The organism is Nonomuraea sp. C10 (assembly GCF_008017515.1).
GTDB lineage: Bacteria > Actinomycetota > Actinomycetes > Streptosporangiales > Streptosporangiaceae > Nonomuraea > Nonomuraea ferruginea.
The window spans coordinates 1,405,385-1,421,754 of the sequence record NZ_VPFF01000001.1 but is presented as its reverse complement, the minus strand read 5'-3'; the positions used below and the strand labels follow the sequence as shown (position 1 = coordinate 1,421,754).

Genomic DNA, 16,370 nt, shown 5'->3' with positions numbered 1-16,370 from the left:
CCCCAAAATCGCCGCCCTTCATGATCTCAGCGTAGGACGCGCACCCCGGCGATCGCGTGAGGAATGTCGCGCCACCTGTTGCGTTGCGTGTCCGGCACTGTGATGAACACCAGTCCCGGCTTGCTCATTCCGCCGTCCACGACCATCACGGCCGCGCGGGAGCTGCGCTTGCCGTACGTGACCTGGTAGAGCAGCGTCCAGCCGTCCTTGATCCGCTGAGAGCCGAGCCAGCGGATCTTGGAGCCCTCGGGGTGGTGGTTGAGCGTCCACCGGGCGGCCAGCAGGGCGGTGTCGCGGTCGGACTTCTGCGACTCGATCGGCACCGGGCAGCTGACCAGCATGCCGCGCGGGCCCTTGCTCGGCTTGGGCAGCACCTGCCGGCTGGTGAACGGGGCGGGTCCGTACGACTTCCAGGGCTTGGGCAGGTTGGGCACGGCCAGGCCGGTGCGCTTGTCCTTGATGACGCTCTTGCCGGCGCGGGGCAGCTTCAGCCGCTTGACCTTGGCGGGCAGGCGGGGCAGGCGCTCGTCCGCGTACAGGGCCTCCATCGCGGTGTAGCCGGGCGCGAGCGACGTGCCGGGGGTGGGAGTGGGGCGCGGCGCCGGATCGTCGCCCGAGACGCCCGAGGCGGGCTCGACGGTGGCCTCCGCGGTCGCCCCCGCGGTGGCCTCTACGGTGGTGCCCGCGGTGGCTTCGGCGGTGGCACCCACAGTGGCGCCGACGGAGGGTTCGGCGGTGGGCGGGCCGGACGAGACGGGCACGGCCGATGGCGCGGCGACCGGCCGGGCGCCGGTCTCGTCCGGCCGCGAGGGAAGCGCCAGGACCACCCCGACGGCGGCGACCACCACCGCCGCGACCACGGCGAGTCCCCGGTAGATCGCCCCCATCCGGATGTCTCCGATGCGGGAGCGTCTGGGCGGCGAGGCAGGGATTCCCGGGCGGTCTTCGGTTCTCACGCGGGAACCTCTGGTCTCATCAACCCCATCGAGCACGAACCGGAGCGTACGACAAAACCGACCCATCTGCGGGCGATTGCTACCGAAGTGTCATCTCAGGTTGGTGTAACAGGTGGGACTCGGGGTCCGATCCGGTCTCCGCCGAGCCAGGGCGCGTCGGCCACGAAGGTGCACGAGCCGGGCTCGATCTCGGTGAACCCGGCGTCGCGCACCACCGGCAGCCCTTCGTCCACCTTCGCCGAGAAGACGGCGGGCCGGGCGGTGCGCACGGACACCGTGAGACCCCGCGCCCGCCAGGCGGCGCGTCCGGCGGCGTCGCTGGCCCACCAGGCGAGCTGGGCGGCGTGCCCCGCCTGCGCCATGGCCTTGCCCGCGGACATGCGCAGGGCGGGGTTCTCCCACAGGACCGGCGGGGTGGCCGGGCCCGGCTCGCCGGTGTCGGCCAGCTCGGTGCCCGACACCTGCAGTCTTGCCAGGTCCCTGGGCCAGGCGTCGAGCGGGACGGGCGGGTGCACGCGCACCTCGGCGGTGCGGTGCTCGATCGTGCGGCCGGGCAGTGCGACGGCCCGCCGCCACTCCGCGCCCCTGGCCCGCCGCACCACCTTGCGGATCCGGCCCACCTGCCAGGCGCGCAGCTCTCCGGCCCACTCCCCCGGGTCGTCGAGCAGGGAGAGCACCGCCATGGCGGCGGCCTCAAGGGCGTCGGCGCGCTCGGGCGGGCCGGCACGTTCGATCCGCACCACCAGGGGCAGGACCATCTCTTCTGAGTCGTTCATCGCTTTCCAGCATGCCGGATCGCCACCGACATCCCGGCGGCGAGCAGGCACAGCGCCCCGGCCGCGTACCAGGCCACGTCGTAGTGGCCCAGCTGGTCGCGGGCGAGCCCGGCGCCGACGGCGGCCACGGCGGCCCCGACCTGGTGGGAGGCGAACACCCAGCCGAACACCACGGGCCCGTCCGCGCCGTACAGGCTGCGGCACAGCGCCACCGTCGGCGGCACGGTCGCCACCCAGTCGAGCCCGTAGAAGACGATGAACACCAGCATGCTGGGCTCGGGGGTGGCCGCGAACAGGGCAGGCAGCACCATCAGCGACAGCCCGCGCAGGGCGTAGTAGACGCCGAGCAGCACCCGGGGGTCGATCCGGTCGCTCAGCCAGCCCGACAAGACGGTCCCCACGATGTCGAAGACCCCGATCACCGCGAGCAGCCCGGCGGCGGTCGGCTCGGCCATCCCGTGGTCGTGCGCGGCCGGGATGAAGTGGGTGCCGACCAGCCCGTTCGTGCTCGCCCCGCAGATGGCGAACCCGCCCGCGAGATACCAGAAGGGACGGGTGCGCGCCGCCGACCGCAGCACGGTCAGCGCGCGCACCGCCGCGTTCGCGGCCGGGGCCGGTGGGGTACGGGGCGCGTCCGGGTCGGCGCCGAGCGCCGTCGTGCCGACCTCCTCGGGGCGGTCGCGCAGCAGCCACCAGACGAACGGCACCACGGCCAGCGCCGAGCCGGCCACCGTCAGCGAGGCCACCCGCCAGCCCGGCCCTTGGGCGAGCTGGGCGAGCACAGGCAGGAAGACGAGCTGCCCGGTCGCCCCGGCGGCCGTCAGCAGGCCGGTGACCAGGCCGCGGTGCCGCACGAACCACCGGTCGGTCAGCGTGGCCGCGAACACCAGGGCCATCGACCCGGTGCCGAGCCCGACGAACACCCCCCACAGCAGCAACAGGTGCCAGCTCGCGGTCATCCACACGGTGAGCCCGCTGCCGGCCGCGACGAGCAGCAGGGCGAGGGCGACCACCCGGCGCATGCCGAAGCGGTCCATGAGCGCGGCGGCGAACGGCGCCATCAGGCCGTAGAGCACGAGGTTGACGGAGACGGCCAGGGAGATCGTGCCCGTGCTCCAGCCGAACTCCTCCCGGAGCGGGTTGATCAGCACGCCGGGGGTGGCGCGGAAGCCGGCGGCGCCCAGGATCGCCACGAAGGCGACGGCCGCGACGAACCAGGCCCGGTGCACGCGGACGCGCCTGGCGGGGGTGGTCAGGGTCATCCGCCAATCCTGATTTATCGCGGTTTCCGGGCACGAGTGGCCCGAAGGCCAATATGTGAAAGAATCCGGCCATGCCGCACCGGATCGCCGTCGTCGTGCTCGACCAGTTCGCGCCGCTCGACCTGGGAGTGCCAGGACAGGTGTTCAGCACGGCCGAGTCGGCGTCGGGCGAGCCCTTGTACGAGGTGGTGACCTGCTCGCCGGGCCGCGCCCCCGCGCGCTGCTCGGCCGGCTACAGCGTGCACCCCGACCACGACCTGGACGTGCTCGACACCGCCGACACGGTGCTGGTGCCCGGCGTGCACGGCGGGCCCGCCCTGCGGGAGGGCGTCATACCCGGCGAGCTGCGCGAGGCACTCCAGGGGCGGCCCCGGGTGATGTCGATCTGCACGGGCGCGTTCGTGCTGGCCGCCGCCGGGCTGCTCGACGGCCGCCCGGCCACCACCCACTGGCGCAACGCGGCCCGCTTCGCCAGGCTGTTCCCCCGGGTGAAACTGGACCCGGACGTGCTGTTCATCGACGACGGCGACGTGCTCACCTCGGCCGGCGTCGCGGCCGGGCTCGACCTCTGCCTGCACGTGATCAGGCGCGACCACGGGAGCGAGGTGGCCAACAGGGCGGCCCGCCGCTGCGTGATGCCGCCCTGGCGGGAAGGCGGCCAGGCGCAGTACATCGAGCGCCCGCTGCCACCCGCCACCGGCAACGGCACCGCCGCCACCCGCACCTGGATGCTGGCCCACCTGGACGCGCCGCTCGACCTGGAGGCCCTGGCGGCGCACGCCAGCATGAGCGTGCGCACGTTCACCAGGCGCTTCCGCGAGGAGACCGGCATGAGCCCGGCCCGCTGGCTGTCCAGGCAGCGGGTCGAGCACGCCCGTCACCTGCTGGAGACCACCGACCTCGGCGTGGAGGAGGTGGCCAGGCGCGCCGGCTTCGGCACCGCCGTCTCGCTGCGCCAGCACCTGCACGCGGTGGTCGGCGTGGCGCCCCTGGCCTACCGGCACACGTTCCGCCGCCAGTAGGGAATAACCGGACAGGGTGTCCAGTTGCACGAGCCAGCCAAGTGGACACGTCGTCCGCTTCTGTCTCGTGGAGGAGTCTCATGGAGACCGCTCTTCTGGGTGCCGCGTTGCTGGCCGGTTGCCTCCTCGCCGTCCAGGCGTCGGCGAACCTGCAGCTCAACCGGGCCGTGGGCACGCCCTACGGCGCCTCGACCCTGCAACTGAGCGTCGCGACCGGCCTGCTGGCCGTCCTCGCCCTGGCCACCGGCGCCCTCGGCGTGCTCGCCCGGACGGCCGACGTCCCGGTCTGGCACCTGCTCGGCGGCCTGGCCAGCCCGCTCTACATCACCAGCGGCATCCTGCTGTTCCCCCGGCTCGGCGCCCTGGTGACCGCCGGTCTGTTCGTCACCGGCCAGATGTTCGCCTCGCTCGGGCTGGACTCGTTCGGCCTCCTCGGGCTGGCGCGCGAGGAACCGGACGCCGGGATCGTCGCGGGCGCCCTCGCCGTGCTGGCGGGCATCACCGTCATCGTCCGCGGCCTGGGCGCCGGCGTCCCCGGCGGGACCCGGACGCGGCCCGGCTGGCTCGCCCTCGGGCTCGTCGCCGGCGCGGCGCTCCCCGTGCAGGGAGCCGTCAACGCCAGGCTCCGGGCCGGCCTGGACGAGCCGCTCACCGTCGCCGCCGTCAGCTTCACCGTCGCCACGCTCACCATCGCGGCCCTCCTGCTGGTGCTGACCGCCACCCGCCGCACGCCCCGCCCGCGCCTCGCGGGGCTGCGGGCGATGCCCTGGTGGGGGTGGCTGGGCGGGGCGTGCGCGGCCGCGTACGTGACGGGGACGTTCCTGCTCCTGCCCGCCATCGGCGCGGCGGTGACGATCGCCCTGACGGTCACCGGCCAGCAGCTGACCTCCGCCGTCATCGACCACTACGGCCTGTTCCGCATGCCCAGGAGGCCGATGGACGCCTCCCGCCTGCTCGGCCTGGCCCTGCTCCTGGGCGGCGCCGTCACGATCCAGCTGAGCTGATCTCCGCCGCCGCGCTACAGGGCGCCCGCGGCGGTCAGGACGAGGCGACCGGGTCCGTGACCCCGCCGGGGCAGGCGACGGCTCCGGCGTCCCAGCCCGCGAGCCGTGCCCCTGCCTCGTAGGCGCTCTGGTAGAAGGCCAGGACGGCCTCGCGCGGGGAGGGCTCGGCCCTGGCGTCGTCGTAGCGCAGGATGGCCAGGTGGCTCCCGCGCTGCTCGACCCACTCCGCGGTCCCCGGGAGCAGCGGTTGGCCGGCCAGCCCGGCGGGCTCCGGCGCGGTGTAGGAGTAGAAGGCCGGTTGCGGGAAGGTGTCGTCGCCGAACCAGAAGCCGGAGCTGATCACCTCGCGGGAGTACGCCTCGCGGGTCACCGGGTCGTTGCCGGAAGGCTGGTCGATCACCCGGTCGGAGAACCTCGTGCAGGCGATGTCGAAGGTGTGCCAGAAGTGGTGGACCGGGCTGATCTTGCCCGAGTAACCGGAGGCGAACTCCTCCAGCACCAGGTTGACCTGGCTGAGCACCTGCCAGTAACGCGTCGCGTGGACGGGGTCGTAGGCCGCGTGCTCGGTGTCCTCGGCGAACGGCCGGCCGGAGTCGGGCAGGTCGAACGGCTGCGGGATGTCGACGTCGACCGGCGCGTCCAGGTCCCCGAGTGCCCGCATGACCTCGTCGTAGAACGACGCCACGGACTGGCCGTAGAGGGGGAACGTCACCGCCCGGCCGTCGATCGTGGCGACGATCAGCTGATGGGCGACGAAGTCGAAGTCGATGGTGAAGATCGGCCCGCCGTCGGCCCGTCCCGTCGGGCGGGTGGTGATGCCCCGCCCGGTCAGGTGGAACGGCACGTGCCACCAGTGGTTGCGCCGGATCCCGGCCGCGAGGCGGATCTTGCCGACGATCTGGGCGAAGCGGTGCAGCGTGGCCTTGGTGTCCTGCCATGCGGCCAGCGGGATCGCGGGAAACAGTTCCATGTCCCTCACCATCCCCACGGCCGTCCGATGCATGAGGGGTTGTGCCAAAGTGGGGCGGTGACGCTGACCAACTGGGCGGGAAACACCGCCTTCACGGCATCCCGGATCCACCACCCCACCTCCCTCGACGAGCTCCGGAGCCTGGTCGCCGCCGCCCGGCGGGTGCGCGCGCTAGGCAGCGGCCACTCCTTCAACGACGTCGCCGACTCCCCCGGTGAGCTGGTGCGGCTCGACCGGATGCCGCCCCTGATCGAGATCGACGGCGCGGCGGCGCGGGTGCGGGTCGGCGCGGCCACCACGTACGCGCGGCTCGCCCCCGAACTGCACGCGCGCGGGTTCGCGCTGGCCAACCTGGCGTCGCTGCCGCACATCTCGGTGGCGGGCTCGGTCGCGACCGGCACCCACGGCTCCGGGGTGGGCAACCCGAGCCTGTCGGCCGCCGTCCGGGGCCTGGAGCTCGTCACCGCCGACGGCTCGGTGGTCACCCTCGAACGCGGCCACGACGACTTCCCCGGCGCGGTGGTCGCGCTCGGCGCGCTCGGCGTGGTGTCCGCGCTCACCCTGGACCTGGTGCCGGCGTTCGAGCTGCGCCAGTACGTGCGCGAGGGCGTGCCGGACGACGCCCCGTTCGACGAGGTCATGGCCGACGGCTACAGCGTCAGCCTGTTCACCGACTACCGCGACACGCGGGCCTGGATCAAGACCCGCGGCGAGCCGCCCGGCGACGACTGGCACGGCACCCGGCCGGCGGACGGCCCGCGGCATCCCGTGCCCGGCATGCCCGCCGAGAGCTGCACCGTACAGCTCGGCGTGCCGGGCCCGTGGCACGAGCGGCTGCCGCACTTCCGCGCGGACGCGCCGCCCAGCAGCGCCGGGGACGAGCTGCAGTCGGAGTGGCTGCTGGAGCGCTCGCACGCCGCCGCCGCGCTGGGCGAGCTGCGCGCGGCCGGCGACCGGATCCGGCCGGTGCTGCAGATCTCGGAGGTGCGCACGGTCGCGGCCGACGACCTGTGGCTGAGTCCCTCGTGCGGGCGCGACAGCGTGGCGTTCCACTTCACCTGGGTGAAGAACCCGGAGGCGGTGCTGCCGGTGATCAAGCTGGTGGAGGACGTGCTGGCGCCGTTCGACCCCAGGCCGCACTGGGGCAAGCTGTTCACCCGCCGCCCGGCGGTCCCTGACCGGTTCCGTGAGCTGGTGCGCCGGTACGACCCGGACGGCACGTTCGGCAACACTTTCACCCGGACACTGCTGGATACCTGACGGAAGCTGGCAGGTAAGCGCGGCACGATGGAAGCATGATTGTCAAAGGGCCCTTCGAGACCTCCGACTGGCACGCCGAGCAGCCGTTCGAGCAGCACGACGACGTCTCACTCGGCCGCGTCACGATGACCAAGACCTTCCACGGCGGCCTCACCGCCACCAGCACCGTCCACCTGACGGTGGTGACGACCCCGGTGGAGGAGTCGAAGGCGTACGTGGCCGTGGAGCGCATCGAGGGCACGCTCAACGGCCGGGCGGGCAGCTTCGTCGTGCAGCACAACGCCGCCAGCGACAGGGGCACGCAGTCGTTGCGGATCTCGGTCGTGCCCGACTCCGCCACCGGCGAGCTGCGCGGCCTGCGCGGCGAGATGGACATCGAGATCACCGAGGACGGCGCGCACTCCTACGTGTTCGACTACACCTTGGAGGGTCCCGCCCACTAACCTACCGACCAGCCGGTACGGATGGAGGGCGTCGTGTGGGACCCGGAGCTCGGCGAGCTGAAGCACCGCAAGGACCTGGCCGCGCGCATGGGCGGCGAGGAGCGCGTCGCCCGTCAGCACGCCACCGGCCGGCTGACCGTCCGGGAGCGGCTGGCCGCGCTCACCGACTCCTGGCAGGAGGTGGGCGCGCTGGCCGGGCGCGCCGAGTACGCGGAAGGCCGGCTGGAGAGCTTCACCCCGTCGAACGTGATCATCGGTCGCGCCGAGATCGACGGTCACCGCGTCGTGGTGTCCGCCGACGACTTCACCGTGCGCGGCGGCGCGGCGGACGCCGCCATCCACGAGAAGCAGATCCTGGCCGAGCGGATGGCGGGCGAGATGCGGGTGCCGCTCGTCCGGCTGATCGACGGCACGGGCGGCGGCGGCAGCGTCAAGCAGCTGGAGGAGTACGGCCGCACGTACGTCCCGTACAACCCGGGCTGGGACCAGGTGGTCGCCAACCTGGGGCGGATCCCGGTGGTCGCGCTCGCCCTCGGCCCGGTGGCCGGGCTGGGCGCCGCCCGGCTGGTCACCTCCCACGTCTCGATCATGGTCAAGGAGCTGTCCCAGGTGTTCGTGGCCGGCCCTGCCGTGGTCGAGGCGGGGATGGGCGAGAGCCTGGGCAAGGAGGAGCTGGGCGGCTGGCGCACCGTGGCCGCCGCCGGCACCGTCGACCTGGTGGCCGGCTCCGAGCAGGAGGCGTTCGCGCTGACCCGGCGGGTGCTCGGCTACCTGCCGCGCAGCGCCTGGCGGCTCCCGCCGGTCGCCGAGTGCGCCGACGACCCCCGCCGCCTCTCTCCCGAGCTGCGCGCCGCCGTCCCGCGTGACCGGCGCAAGCCGTACGACATGCGCGCGATCATGGACACCGTGTTCGACGAGGGCAGCGTGCTGGAGCTCGGCCGCCGCCACGCGCGCTCCACGATCACCGCGCTGGCCCGGCTGTCCGGGAGGCCGGTGGCGGTGCTCGCGAGCGACCCGCGCTTCTACGGCGGCGGGATGACCGCCCAGGGCGCGGACAAGACGACCCGGTTCCTGGACTTCGCCGAGACCTTCCACCTGCCGGTCGTGCACCTGGTCGACCAGCCGGGGTTCGTGATCGGGGGCGCCGCCGAGCGGGCCGCGACCATCAGGCACGGCGCCCGCGCGCTCGCCGCCGTCTACCAGTCGACGGTGCCGTGGGCGTCGGTGCTGGTGCGGCGGGTGTTCGGGGTGGCGGGGGCCGCGCACCGGCCGCACCACCGTTACGGCCTGCGCGTCGCCTGGCCGTCGGGTGACTGGGGGTCGCTGCCGATCGAGGGCGGGCTGGAGGTGGCGTTCAAGCGCCTGCTGGCGGAGGCCGGGCCGGACGCGGAGGTCATGAAGGCGGAGATCGCGGCGCGGCTGGAGGCGGTCAGGTCGCCGTTCCGCACCGCCGAGGCGTTCCTGGTCGAGGACATCGTGGACCCCGCGGAGACGCGTCCCGTGCTCACCGCGTGGGCGCGCGACGCGTACGAGGTGCTGGAGCCGGGACCGCGGGCCACCACGAGGCCGTGACCAGGCGAAATGTTAGCCAGCGGTTCTCAGCGGCAGAAACCAGGCATGCACATCTGGGGGGTACGGACCGTCCTGCCGGACCACCGGTACGAGCAGGAGGAGATCACCGAGGCGTTCGCCCGGCTCACGGCGGCGGACGAGGGGCTGCTCAAGCGCTTCCACACCGCCACCGGCGTGACCGGCCGCAACCTGGCGCTGCCGCTGGACGACTACGCCAAGCTCGAATCGTTCGGCCGGGCCAACGACGCCTACGTGGAGATCGCGCTCGACCTGGGTGAGCGGGCGATCGCCGGCGCGCTGGACAAGGCCGGGCTGCCGCCGGGGAAGGTCGACCTCCTGGTGTTCTGCTCCACCACCGGGCTCGCCGCGCCGTCGCTCGACGCCCGGCTCGCCCAGCGCGCGGGGCTGCGCGAGGACGTCAAGCGGGTGCCGGTGTTCGGGCTGGGCTGCGCCGCCGGGGCGGCCGGGCTGTCGCGGCTGCACGACTACCTGCGCGGCTGGCCGGACCAGGTGGCGCTGCTCGTCTGCGTGGAGCTGTGCTCGCTCACCGTGCAGCGTGACGACACCTCGGTCGCGAACCTGATAGCCAGCGGCCTGTTCGGCGACGGCGCCGCGGCCGTCGTGGCCGCCGGGCACGGCGACGGACGCGAGGTGGTGGCCACCCGGAGCAAGCTGTACCCCGGCACCGAGCACCTGATGGGCTGGGAGGTCGGCGAGCACGGCTTCCGCATCGTGCTCGACGCCGGGCTGCCCGAGTTCGTGGACCAGGTGCTGGCCGGGGACGTCGTGGCCTTCCTCGCCGACAACGGCCTCACCCCCGGCCAGGTCGGCACCTGGATCTGCCACCCCGGCGGCCCCAAGGTGATCGAAAGGCTGGCCGGGGCGCTGGAGCTGTCACCGGAGGCGCTGGAGGTCACCTGGCGGTCGCTGCGCGAGCACGGCAACCTGTCGTCGGTGTCGGTGCTGCACGTGCTGCAGGAGACGCGCGGGCGCAAGGACCAGCCGGCCGTGCTGCTGGCGCTCGGGCCGGGCTTCTCCGCCGAACTGCTCCTGCTGCACTGGTGATCAGGACGGCTTCGACACCGGGATCCGCTCCAGCCCCTCCGGCCGCTTGCCCGGGTAGACGCCGGTCAGCAGCGCGCTCACCGTGTACAGGTGCCAGGCCAGGGCCGGCTTCTTGACCACCGGGTCGGCGAACAGGGCGCGCACCTCGTCCGGCCGCACGATCGGCGCCAGCGCGTCCAGACTGCCCAGCACCTGCTGCCGCAGCACGTCCGTCAGCACCGGGCCGGGGCTGGTCCGCCAGCTCCAGCCGCCGCCCGTGCGGAGCGTCGGCATGTGCGCCGGGGGCCGCGGCGCCCGCCGCCACCAGTGCGACGGCCGGCTCTCCAGCGCCGCGGCGAACCGCCACGGCTTGCCCTCGATCGGCACGTCACGCAGCTGGGGCGCGAACCGCAGGATCAGCGCGTAGATCACCTCTTCGGACAGCCGCCAGGCCTGATCCAGCCCCAGCGCGGCCCGTACCACGCGGTTGTCCAGGAACGGCCGGACCGGGTCGCCGCGGCGCAGCGACCCCGCGCGGGCGCTGGCCTGCCAGCGGCCCACCTTGTACCAGACGTAGATGTGGTCCAGCGCCTCCAGCCGGTCCTTCCTGGCCAGCCACGGCCGGGCCAGCTCGCGGGCGTGCTCGTTCGCCTCGTCGGTGAACAGCTTGTCGTCCTTGCCGAACGTGGTGGTGATGCGGCGCAGCAGCGCCTTGTCGCTCAGGTCGCTCTGCAGCAGGTTCAGGCTGCCCGCCCGGAGCGTCTCGCCGCTCTGCCCGGACATGGTCGGCTTGCCGGAGTAGGGCAGGTAACCGACGATCGACTCGTACGCGGACGTCATGCCCTCGCAGGTGCGCAGCGTCTCCCAGACCCGGTCCAGCGGGTGCTCCACCAGCACCGCGTCCTGCCCGGCCGTCTGCGGCGGCGCGATCACCGTGTGCTCGACGCCGAGCCGGCCGGCGATCTGCCGGGCCAGGATCACGTCCGGGTGCGCGTCGAGCCCGTTCGTGGTCACCCGGAACGGCACCTTCGCGGCGTACAGCAGCGCCCCGAGAATGCGGGTGTCGCGCCCGCCGGTCAGCGCCAGGTTCACCGGCTCGCCCAGCCCGCGCAGCGGGGCGACGGTGGCCAGCAGCGCCTCGGCCAGCTCGCCGATCGCCTTCCGCTTGCCCCGCTCCGACGTCGGCGCGGGCGCCGCCACCGGCAGCGGCGTCTCGGTGATGACGCGCCGCCCGTCCCGCACGTCCAGCCGCGTGCTCGGGCGCAGCGCCGTCACCCCCCGGTACGGGGTCTCGTCCGACAGGAAGAACCCCTGGCGGACCATCGTCTGCAGGGCGAGCACGTCGTGCTCCACCCGGTCGCCCTGCTGGGCCGCCAGGTGCACGAGCAGGGCCCGGCTGCCGACGACGTGCAGCTCGGGCGTCTCGGCGTAGAACACCGGGCAGACCCGGTTGATCGCGGTCGCCGCGGACAGCACGCCGTCGCCCGCCACCCAGGCGGAGAAGCAGCCGCCGATCCCCTCGCCCAGCGGATCGCCGATCAGCCGGCCGGCGTCGTCCGGGTCGGCCAGATGACCGTTCAGCCCGAGCACCCGCCCGCCCGACTCCGTCAGCAGCGGCGGCCGCCGCGAGTCGTCCGGCTCGTTCGTCCACCCGAACAGGGACACGCCGCGGCCGTGCCATTCGCTGCCGCGGATCACCTCCGGCGGGACCGGGAAGGCCGTCTCGGCGACGGAACGGATCTTCTCCAGGACCCTGGCCGGAACCTCACGGCCCTTGGCGGCCAGACCCACATAGATACGCACGGCACCCATGCCTACAGGAAACGACTACTTCGTGACAATCGATCACGTAAGAGTCGCGGTTTGCGCTCGCTTGCGTCACCGGCCCGGCCGGCCGCTCCCCAGACCCGTCATAGGGCGTGGAGGTGACGCACATGAAGAAACGTTCGCTGGCGGCGATCGGACTCGCGGCGCTGCTGACGCTCACCGCGTGCGGCGGCTCGGCCGGGGACGCGCCCGCCGCCCAGGAGAACCCGGCGCCCATGCGCCCGGAGCTGTCGGAGACCACCAGCGCCAGGATCTCCACGTTCGCGCTGGACGTCGACACCGCCTCGTACTCCTACGCGCGCCGCACCCTGCGGGAGGGGCGCCGGCCGGAACCCGGCCAGATCCGGCCCGAGGAGTTCGTCAACTCCTTCCGCCAGGACTACGCCGAACCGCCCGACAACGGCTTCACCGTGCACACCGACGGCGCCCGGCTCCCCGGCCGCGACCGGGCCGTGCTCCGGGTCGGCCTGCAGACGCGCGGCTCCACCACCCAGGCCCGCAGGCCGGCCAACCTCACCTTCGTCATCGACGTCTCCGGCTCCATGGCCGAGCCCGGCCGGCTCGACCTCGTCCAGCAGGCCCTGCGCACGCTGCTCGACCAGCTCACCCCCGGCGACCAGGTCGCCGTCGTGGCCTTCAGCGACACGGCCCAGCTGCTCGCCGCCATGACGCCGCTCGCCGCCCGGGCCGACCTGCACGCCGCCGTCGACCGGCTCACCGTGCAGGGCGGCACCAACCTCGAGTCCGGGCTCGTCCTCGGGTACGAGGAAGCCTCGCGCGCCTTCCGGCCCGCCGCCACGAACCGGGTCATCCTGCTCTCCGACGGCCTCGCCAACCAGGGCAGCACCGCCTGGCAGGCCATCCTCGACCGGGTCGGGGAGAGCGCCGCCGAGGAGATCACGCTGCTCACCGTCGGCGTCGGCCGCGAGTACGGCGACGAGCTGATGGAGCAGCTGGCCGACAACGGCGACGGCGCCGCCATCTACGTGTCGAGCCCCGAGGAGGCCGAGAGGGCGTTCGTCTCCCGGCTGCCCGCCACCCTCGAACTGCGCGCCCGCGACGCCAAGGCCCAGGTCGAGTTCAACCCGGACGTGGTCGAGGAGCATCACCTCGTCGGCTACGAGAACCGGGCGCTGAAGGCGGAGGAGTTCCGCGACGACAGCGCCGACGGCGGCGAGGTCGGGCCCGGCCACTCCGTCACCGCCCTGTACGCGCTCAAGCTCAGGCCCGGCGCCGAAGGCCATCTCGCCACCGCCACCGTGCGCTGGCAGGACCCCGACACCCGCCGGCCCGCCGAGGCCGCCGACTCCGTCGATGTGGGCGCCCTCGCCGGCGAGCTGTGGTCCGGCGCGCCGCTGCGGCTCCAGGTGGACGTGGTCGCCGCGGCCTTCGCCCTCCAGATGCGCGACGGCGAGGCGTTCGGCATGGACCTGCCCGCGCTCGGCGAGCACGCCGCCCGCCTGGCGCGGTCCTCCGAGGACCCGATGGTCACCGAGCTGGCCGGGCTCATCGGCAAGGCGGGCGAGGTGCGATAACCGATTGCGAGGATTGTGGCCGTCTGGGCATCTTGAGAGGGTGAGCGTGAAAGTCGAACCGCCCGCCAGGCTCGGGCAGACGACCCTCCCCGACGGCCGCAGGCTCGGCTGGGCCGAGTGGGGGCCGCACGACGGCCGGCCCGTGCTCTTCTGCCCCGGGGCGGGCACCAGCCGGACACTCGGCTTCGGCGCGGGGACGGTCGACCGGCTCGGCATCCGGCTCGTCTCGCTCGACCGTCCCGGGCTCGGCGCCTCCGATCCCAGCCCGGGCCGCACCCTCGCGGACTGGCCCCGCGACGTGCGCGCCTCCGGGCTCGACGGCATCCCGGTCGTCGGGTTCTCCCAGGGCGCGCCGTTCGCGCTGGCCTGCGCCGCGGCCGGCGTCGCCTCCCGGGTCACGATCGTGTCCGGCTCCGACGAGGTGGCCGCGCCCGAGTTCCGCGACGGGCTGCCGCCCGAGCTGCGCGGCCTCGTCGACTCGGTGACCGGCGACCCCGTGGCCGCCGAGGAGTTCTTCTCCCGGTTCACCCCCGACGCGCTGTGGGACATGATCGTGCCCGGCAGCCCTCCCGAGGACCGGGCCGTGTACGAGGACCCGGCCTTCGAACGGGCCTACCGCAGGGCCATGGCGGAGGCGTTCCAGCAGGGGCCCGCCGGCTACGCCCGCGACACGCTGCTGGCCATGGGACGGTGGCCGTTCGACCTCGGGCGCGTCACCGTACCGGCCGAGCTCTGGTACGGCGAGCTGGACCACGGGCACTCGCCCGACCAGGGGGCGACGCTGGCCGGGCGCATCCCCGGGGCGCGGCGGCACCTCGTCGCGGGGGTGGGCGGGGCGCTGCTGTGGACGCACGCCGAGGTGATCCTCGGCGGCCTGGCCGGTGAATAAAGCGGTACGAGAGAGGTCTTAGGGTCCGATACACTGGGGCACGCAGCGATGCGAGGGGCTATGGCGCAGTTGGTAGCGCGCTTCCATGGCATGGAAGAGGTCTGGGGTTCGAATCCCCATAGCTCCACCTCACACAGGTAGTCATTTTCGGGCCTGCCGCTCGTGCCAGACCGGCTCGGCGCTCTCGTGCACGGTCCCGTCAGCGCCGAAGATCAGGAAACGGTCGAGATCGGCGGCGAACCAGCGGTCGTGGGTGACGGCCAGCACAGTGCCGGAGAAGGATTCCAGACCCTGCTGCAGGGCTTCCGCGCTGGCCAGGTCGAGGTTGTCGGTGGGCTCGTCCAGCAACAGCAGGGTGGCGCCGGACAACTCCAGCAGCAGGATCTGCAGCCGGGCCTGCTGGCCGCCCGAGAGGGTCTCGAACAACTGGCCGGCGGCGGGCGCGAGCTCGTAGCGCGCCAGAGCGGCCATCGCCTCGTTCAGCGTGCACGCGTGACCGGTCGTGACCAGCTCGACCGGGGTGCGGCCGTGCAGGTCCGGCCGGGCGTGGGTCTGCACGAACCGCCCCGGGACCACCCGCGCCCCCAGCCGCGCGGAGCCGCTGTGCCGCACCGCGGGCGCCGCGCCGTCGGCGGCCTGCTCCAGCAGCTCCAGGAACGTGGACTTGCCCGAGCCGTTGGAGCCGAGGATCCCGACCCGCTCGCCGTACCAGATCTCGGTGTCGAACGGCCGCATCAGGCCGACGAGCTCCAGGTTCTCGCAGATGACGGCGCGCTTGCCGGTGCGGCCGCCGCGCAGGCGGATCCGCACGTTCTGCGCCCTGGGCGGGCGCTGGGGCGGACCGGCCTCCTCGAAGCGGCTCAGCCGGGTGCGCGCGGCGCGGTAGGCCGAGGCCAGCGCGTCGTTGTTGGCCGCGGTCTGCCGCAGGGTGTGCACCATCCGCCTGAGCTTGGCGTGCTCCTCGTCCCAGCGGTGGCGCCGCTCTTCCAGCCGGCTGATGCGCTGCTCACGCGCTTCGGCGTAGGCGGCGAACCCCCCGCCGTGGACCCAGACGCCGCGGTCCTCCACGGTCACGATCCGGTCGGCCGCCTCGGCCAGAAGCCGGCGGTCGTGGGAGACGAGCAACACGGTCTTGTCCGTGGCCCGCAACCGGCCTTCGAGCCACTGCTTGGCGGGCACGTCCAGGTAGTTGTCCGGCTCGTCCAGCAGCAGGACCTCGTCAGGGCCGCGGAGCAGGGCCTCCAGGGCGAGGCGTTTCTGCTCGCCTCCCGACAGGGTGGTCACCGGGCGGTCCCTGACCGCGTCGCAGGGCAGGCCCATGGCCTCGGTGGTGCAGACGTCCCAGACGACCTCCATGTCGTAGCCGCCGACGTCGGCGTAGTCGGCGACGGCCTGCGCGTAGGCCAGCTGCGACGCCTCGTCGTCGCGGGCGGCGATCGCCTCCTCCGCCCGCGCCAGGGCCTCGGCGGCGTCACGGACCCGCTCCGGCGCCACCGACAGCAGCAGGTCGTGCACGCTGCGGCCGTCTCGGATGTCGCCGATGAACTGCCGCATCACCCCCAGCCCTCCTGAGGAGACCACGCGGCCGTCGGCCGGTCGCAGATCCCCGGCGATCAGCTTCAGCAGGGTGGTCTTGCCCGCGCCGTTCGGTCCCACCAGGGCGGCCTTGACGCCGTCCCCGACGCGGAAGGACACCTCGTGCAGGAGCAGCCGCCCGTCCGGCAGCACGTAGGTCAGCCCGTCCACCTCGACGTGTCCTGCCACGATCCCTCCTTCACCGGATCACTGTTCCGGTCACTGGATCAATGAT

Annotated in this window: 14 protein-coding genes and 1 tRNA gene; 9 read left to right on the top strand and 6 right to left on the bottom strand. The window is 73.5% G+C overall.

From position 1 onward, the window contains the following. Positions 1 to 26: 26 nt before the first annotated feature. The 3 genes from FR742_RS06500 to FR742_RS06490 all read right to left on the bottom strand — a co-directional run bounded on the left by FR742_RS06500 (position 27) and on the right by FR742_RS06490 (position 2,994). Positions 27 to 887 (bottom strand): hypothetical protein, encoded by an 861-nt coding sequence (locus FR742_RS06500; RefSeq protein WP_148030095.1) that lies wholly within the window; start codon positions 885 to 887, stop codon positions 27 to 29. 164 nt (positions 888 to 1,051) lie between these two features. Beyond that, positions 1,052 to 1,732: a peptidyl-tRNA hydrolase gene (locus FR742_RS06495; RefSeq protein ID WP_148030094.1), complete on the bottom strand. Its 681-nt coding sequence runs from the start codon at positions 1,730 to 1,732 to the stop codon at positions 1,052 to 1,054. Beyond that, positions 1,729 to 2,994, bottom strand: a complete 1,266-nt coding sequence (locus tag FR742_RS06490) for an MFS transporter (RefSeq protein ID WP_148030093.1) — start codon at positions 2,992 to 2,994, stop codon at positions 1,729 to 1,731. The genes FR742_RS06495 and FR742_RS06490 overlap by 4 nt, the downstream gene beginning before the upstream one ends. 71 nt (positions 2,995 to 3,065) lie before the next feature. Here FR742_RS06490 and FR742_RS06485 point away from each other — a divergent pair, with 71 nt between their 5' ends. Both FR742_RS06485 and FR742_RS06480 read left to right on the top strand, forming a co-directional pair. Beyond that, the gene (locus FR742_RS06485; RefSeq protein WP_148030092.1) at positions 3,066 to 4,016 is read left to right on the top strand and encodes a GlxA family transcriptional regulator; all 951 of its coding nucleotides are present in this window, start codon (positions 3,066 to 3,068) and stop codon (positions 4,014 to 4,016) included. An 80-nt stretch (positions 4,017 to 4,096) separates the two neighbouring features. Next, positions 4,097 to 5,020 (top strand): DMT family transporter, encoded by a 924-nt coding sequence (locus tag FR742_RS06480; RefSeq protein ID WP_148030091.1) that lies wholly within the window; start codon positions 4,097 to 4,099, stop codon positions 5,018 to 5,020. 34 nt (positions 5,021 to 5,054) lie between these two features. Here the strand turns inward: FR742_RS06480 and FR742_RS06475 are convergent, their stop codons facing one another. After that, the gene (locus FR742_RS06475; protein ID WP_148030090.1) at positions 5,055 to 5,990 is read right to left on the bottom strand and encodes a DUF5996 family protein; all 936 of its coding nucleotides are present in this window, start codon (positions 5,988 to 5,990) and stop codon (positions 5,055 to 5,057) included. 27 nt (positions 5,991 to 6,017) lie between these two features. Here FR742_RS06475 and FR742_RS06470 point away from each other — a divergent pair, with 27 nt between their 5' ends. Genes FR742_RS06470 through FR742_RS06455 form a run of 4 tightly spaced genes read left to right on the top strand, consistent with a single transcriptional unit; the run spans position 6,018 to position 10,330 of the window. After that, positions 6,018 to 7,250: an FAD-binding protein gene (locus tag FR742_RS06470; RefSeq protein ID WP_148030089.1), complete on the top strand. Its 1,233-nt coding sequence runs from the start codon at positions 6,018 to 6,020 to the stop codon at positions 7,248 to 7,250. Positions 7,251 to 7,285: 35 nt separating this feature from the next. Next, complete coding sequence (locus FR742_RS06465; RefSeq protein WP_148030088.1) at positions 7,286 to 7,693, top strand: DUF3224 domain-containing protein; 408 nt, start codon at positions 7,286 to 7,288, stop codon at positions 7,691 to 7,693. A 33-nt stretch (positions 7,694 to 7,726) separates the two neighbouring features. After that, entirely contained in the window at positions 7,727 to 9,265 is a 1,539-nt protein-coding gene (locus tag FR742_RS06460) for an acyl-CoA carboxylase subunit beta (RefSeq protein WP_222708859.1), read from the top strand. A gap of 9 nt (positions 9,266 to 9,274) precedes the next feature. Further along, on the top strand, positions 9,275 to 10,330 hold the full coding sequence (locus tag FR742_RS06455; RefSeq protein WP_148030086.1) for a type III polyketide synthase: 1,056 nt from the start codon (positions 9,275 to 9,277) through the stop codon (positions 10,328 to 10,330). Here the strand turns inward: FR742_RS06455 and FR742_RS06450 are convergent, their stop codons facing one another. Further along, positions 10,331 to 12,121 (bottom strand): hypothetical protein, encoded by a 1,791-nt coding sequence (locus FR742_RS06450; protein ID WP_148030085.1) that lies wholly within the window; start codon positions 12,119 to 12,121, stop codon positions 10,331 to 10,333. A 122-nt stretch (positions 12,122 to 12,243) separates the two neighbouring features. On the opposite strand from FR742_RS06450, the gene FR742_RS06445 reads away from it, so the two are divergent. The 3 genes from FR742_RS06445 to FR742_RS06435 all read left to right on the top strand — a co-directional run bounded on the left by FR742_RS06445 (position 12,244) and on the right by FR742_RS06435 (position 14,687). After that, positions 12,244 to 13,671 carry a von Willebrand factor type A domain-containing protein gene (locus FR742_RS06445; RefSeq protein WP_148030084.1) on the top strand — a complete coding sequence of 476 codons (1,428 nt, stop codon included), beginning with the start codon at positions 12,244 to 12,246 and terminating at the stop codon, positions 13,669 to 13,671. Positions 13,672 to 13,711: 40 nt separating this feature from the next. After that, positions 13,712 to 14,560: an alpha/beta fold hydrolase gene (locus FR742_RS06440; protein ID WP_222708858.1), complete on the top strand. Its 849-nt coding sequence runs from the start codon at positions 13,712 to 13,714 to the stop codon at positions 14,558 to 14,560. Between the two features lie 54 nt (positions 14,561 to 14,614). Beyond that, positions 14,615 to 14,687: transfer RNA gene (locus FR742_RS06435), tRNA-Ala, on the top strand. A 14-nt stretch (positions 14,688 to 14,701) separates the two neighbouring features. Here the strand turns inward: FR742_RS06435 and FR742_RS06430 are convergent. Next, a complete protein-coding gene (locus FR742_RS06430; protein WP_148030083.1) occupies positions 14,702 to 16,324 on the bottom strand; it encodes an ABC-F family ATP-binding cassette domain-containing protein in 1,623 nt (540 codons plus the stop codon). Between the last annotated feature and the right edge of the window lie 46 nt (positions 16,325 to 16,370).

Coding starts and splice junctions, on each gene's coding strand:
- FR742_RS06500 (WP_148030095.1), bottom strand. CDS start 887: ATGGGGGCGATCTACCGGGGACTCGCCGTGGTCGCGGCGGTGGTGGTC.
- FR742_RS06495 (WP_148030094.1), bottom strand. CDS start 1,732: ATGAACGACTCAGAAGAGATGGTCCTGCCCCTGGTGGTGCGGATCGAA.
- FR742_RS06490 (WP_148030093.1), bottom strand. CDS start 2,994: ATGACCCTGACCACCCCCGCCAGGCGCGTCCGCGTGCACCGGGCCTGG.
- FR742_RS06485 (WP_148030092.1), top strand. CDS start 3,066: ATGCCGCACCGGATCGCCGTCGTCGTGCTCGACCAGTTCGCGCCGCTC.
- FR742_RS06480 (WP_148030091.1), top strand. CDS start 4,097: ATGGAGACCGCTCTTCTGGGTGCCGCGTTGCTGGCCGGTTGCCTCCTC.
- FR742_RS06475 (WP_148030090.1), bottom strand. CDS start 5,990: ATGGAACTGTTTCCCGCGATCCCGCTGGCCGCATGGCAGGACACCAAG.
- FR742_RS06470 (WP_148030089.1), top strand. CDS start 6,018: ATGCATGAGGGGTTGTGCCAAAGTGGGGCGGTGACGCTGACCAACTGG.
- FR742_RS06465 (WP_148030088.1), top strand. CDS start 7,286: ATGATTGTCAAAGGGCCCTTCGAGACCTCCGACTGGCACGCCGAGCAG.
- FR742_RS06455 (WP_148030086.1), top strand. CDS start 9,275: ATGTTAGCCAGCGGTTCTCAGCGGCAGAAACCAGGCATGCACATCTGG.
- FR742_RS06450 (WP_148030085.1), bottom strand. CDS start 12,121: ATGGGTGCCGTGCGTATCTATGTGGGTCTGGCCGCCAAGGGCCGTGAG.
- FR742_RS06445 (WP_148030084.1), top strand. CDS start 12,244: ATGAAGAAACGTTCGCTGGCGGCGATCGGACTCGCGGCGCTGCTGACG.